The sequence below is a fragment of the Proteiniclasticum sp. C24MP genome (assembly GCF_043951855.1).
GTDB lineage: Bacteria > Bacillota > Clostridia > Clostridiales > Clostridiaceae > Proteiniclasticum.
Genome location: NZ_JBINJW010000055.1, coordinates 1 through 3,008, shown reverse-complemented (window position 1 = coordinate 3,008; position 3,008 = coordinate 1). Strand labels below are relative to the sequence as shown.

The following is a 3,008-nucleotide window of genomic DNA, read 5'->3' as shown; positions in this document are numbered from 1 at the left end:
TGTTTTAGCTAATTTCAAATGACTTAAAGCTGACAGAGTTGCCTGTCCGTAAATTGACGGATATACTTTCCTTAAGAGTATTTAAGGAGAACGGAAAGGGACCCTTCCAACCTCAAAGTTCGCGCAGAGCGATTGGAAAGGGTCCCCTACTAAATTAATTAGCATGGTAATTGTATCAGACTTTGAATTGGAATGGAATACCGAAAAGAGTATTTTTCGTTCGGAGTATGGAGAAGAGTATATGCCCCATCTGCATGGGGGAACTTAAAGTCATCGGATCTAGGAAGAGAAAGATGATTGATACTGGAGGAGAGACTGTAAGACTTGTTGTAAGGCGCTTGAGATGTATGAATGAAAACTGTCGCAGGATACATCACGAACTGCCTGATGTTGTTGTTCCCTACAAAATGCATACAGCAGCCACCTTCGAGAAAATCATAGCCAATGACTTCCAGGATACCCCCGCAGAAGAGTCCACCATCGCAAGAATCAGGAAATGGTTCATTGACAGAGCTGACGCTCTGGTAGGAGGCTTGTTAAGCATATATACTGCACACTTTCAGAGTTCCGGGATTGGACCATCCGATCTGCCCGGATCCATACTCGGCAGGATACATTTCTTTGTGGAGAACAGTTCGGGCTGGCTGAAGAGGCTTGTCCGGATACTGGTGAATAATAACAGATGGGTACATACCCGGTTGGCGTAGGTGTCCGGAAAGATATTGCATAGAATCATGTCATAACCTAAAAAATGGAGGTATGACATGAAAGACAAAGAGAAAGCTCAAGACATTGCAACCCAAAGGGCCATGCTTATTGCGCCCCTTCTTTCCCACGACCTGGATCGGGGAGAAGCCCGAATGATCAGAGAAAGGATCTGTCGTGAGACAGGACTTTCCGAAAGAACGATCCGACGATACATTTCGGATTACAGGACCAAAGGATTCACCGGTTTGATTCCAAGAACCAGATCCAGTGAATCAGTGAGAGCCATCCCACCCCATGTCCTTGAGGAAGCCATAAGGCTCCGTAAGGAGGTACCCAGCAGAAGCGTCGCCGAGATCATCAGGATCCTCGAGTGGGACGGTCTGGTTTCCAAAGGGGCCATCAAGAGAAGCACACTCCAGGAGAACCTGCAGGAAAAGGGGTTCAGCGGAAAACATATGGCCATCTACAGTTCCGGCGGCCTAGCCACCAGACGGTTCCAGAAACGGAACCGTAACAAGCTCTGGCACTCCGATATCAAATACGGATGCTATCTGCCCATAGGACCCGGCAAGAAGCTGCAGCAGGTCTATCTAGTGGCCTTCCTCGACGATGCCACCAGGATGATTCTTCATGCGGAGTTCTATCCAAATCTGACCCAGAGCATTGTGGAGGACTGTTTCCGCAAATCCATCCTGAAGTACGGTGTTCCCGATGCCGTGTATTTCGACAACGGGAAGCAGTACAAGACCAAGTGGATGGGAAGAACCTGCGCAAAGCTCGGCGTACGCCTGCTTTACGCAAAACCGTATTCACCCGAAGGAACCGGAAAGATTGAACGGTTCAACCAGAACATCGACCGCTTTCTTGATGAATACAAAGTGGACAATGGCATCAGAACTCTAGAGCAGATGAATGAGCGCTTCTGGATCTGGCTGGAAGAATGCTACCAGAACAAGCCCCATTCCGCATTGAACGGGAAGACTCCTGTAGAAGCCTACAATCTTGATCCCAAGCCTCTGAAATTTCTTCCTGTGGAAACCGTCTCCAACGCATTTCTCCATGCCGAGAAACGAAGAGTGGACAAGAGCGGATGCATCAGTTTCAGCAGTGTAAAGTATGAGGTGGGTCTGGCCTATGTAGGCCGGGAAGTGGACATCATCTATGATCCGAGTAATACAGAAATCCTTACTGTTGAATATCAGGAAGATCTTCCTCTTACCGCAAAGAAGCTCAACATCGGTGAGAAAGTCGGAGAAAAGCCTGTTCTTCCGGAATACCTGACTGCCATAAAGCCTACGGCTTCAAGACTGCTGGATGCTGCAGAAAGAGAGAATGAGAAGAGAAAAGAGAAGAACTCTGCCACAGCCATATCCTTCCGACACATGAGAAAGGAGGGTGGCGGCAATGTATGAAGAGTTCTACGGGTTCGCAAGAACCCCCTTTTCACGGGATATCCCGCCGAAGGACCTCTATCAGTCCAGCACACTCTCGGAGACGCTGGGCAGGCTCTTCTATGTTGCCGAGCGGCAACTGTTCTGTGTCCTCACAGGGGAATGCGGTACGGGGAAGACCACCGCTGTCAGGCGGTTCAAAGAGGAACTTGATGGCAGCAAGTATACACTGATGTATATTGCAGACTCGAAACTCACTCCCAGAAACTTCTACAAGGGAATCCTGGATCAGCTGGGCGCAGAGTCCAAGTTCTACCGTGGTGATGCCAAGAGGCAGCTGCACAAGGAAGTCGAACTTATGAAGGGACTCCACAAGAAGCAACCTGTAGTCGTTGTCGATGAAGCGCATCTACTGGACCGGGAAATGTTGGAGGAAGTCCGCTTCCTGCTGAACTTCAAGATGGATGCCGTGAGTCCCCTCGCTCTGATTCTGGTGGGTCAGACAGAACTCTGGGACAAGCTGCAGATGCAGTCCTACACGGCCATACGACAGAGAATCGATATCCAGTGCAAGATTCATCCCATGGATCATTCCCAAGTACGGGAGTACTTGAGCAGCCACCTGAGCTATGCCGGGACAGACCGCGACATCTTCACGGACGAAGCAATCGAAATGATCTACAGATTCTCCGGCGGATCTGCGAGGCTGGTCAATAAAGTCTGTACCAGCTCTCTGATCTATGGATCCCAGAATGGGAAAAGAATTATTGATGACCACATGATCAAGCTGGTCATCAATGGAGAGTTGACTTAATGAAAATGGCAAGCCCAAAAAGCTTGCCATTTTCTCCAGCAGTTTGCGGACACTGGACACCGTCAGTTTTCAGACATTTAAATTCAGCATTAACA

3 protein-coding genes are annotated in these 3,008 nt (G+C 48.8%); all 3 read left to right on the top strand.

Annotated elements, in window-relative coordinates:
• Positions 1–227: 227 nt before the first annotated feature.
• Genes ACHAL6_RS15475 through ACHAL6_RS15465 form a run of 3 tightly spaced genes read left to right on the top strand, consistent with a single transcriptional unit; the run spans position 228 to position 2,913 of the window.
• Positions 228–707 (top strand): DUF6431 domain-containing protein, encoded by a 480-nt coding sequence (locus ACHAL6_RS15475; RefSeq protein ID WP_395271551.1) that lies wholly within the window; start codon positions 228–230, stop codon positions 705–707.
• A 57-nt stretch (positions 708–764) separates the two neighbouring features.
• Positions 765–2,120: a DDE-type integrase/transposase/recombinase gene (locus ACHAL6_RS15470; protein WP_395271550.1), complete on the top strand. Its 1,356-nt coding sequence runs from the start codon at positions 765–767 to the stop codon at positions 2,118–2,120.
• The gene (locus ACHAL6_RS15465; protein ID WP_084234476.1) at positions 2,113–2,913 is read left to right on the top strand and encodes an ExeA family protein; all 801 of its coding nucleotides are present in this window, start codon (positions 2,113–2,115) and stop codon (positions 2,911–2,913) included. The genes ACHAL6_RS15470 and ACHAL6_RS15465 overlap by 8 nt, the downstream gene beginning before the upstream one ends.
• Positions 2,914–3,008: the final 95 nt, after the last annotated feature.

Coding starts and splice junctions, on each gene's coding strand:
- ACHAL6_RS15475 (WP_395271551.1), top strand. CDS start 228: ATGGAGAAGAGTATATGCCCCATCTGCATGGGGGAACTTAAAGTCATC.
- ACHAL6_RS15470 (WP_395271550.1), top strand. CDS start 765: ATGAAAGACAAAGAGAAAGCTCAAGACATTGCAACCCAAAGGGCCATG.
- ACHAL6_RS15465 (WP_084234476.1), top strand. CDS start 2,113: ATGTATGAAGAGTTCTACGGGTTCGCAAGAACCCCCTTTTCACGGGAT.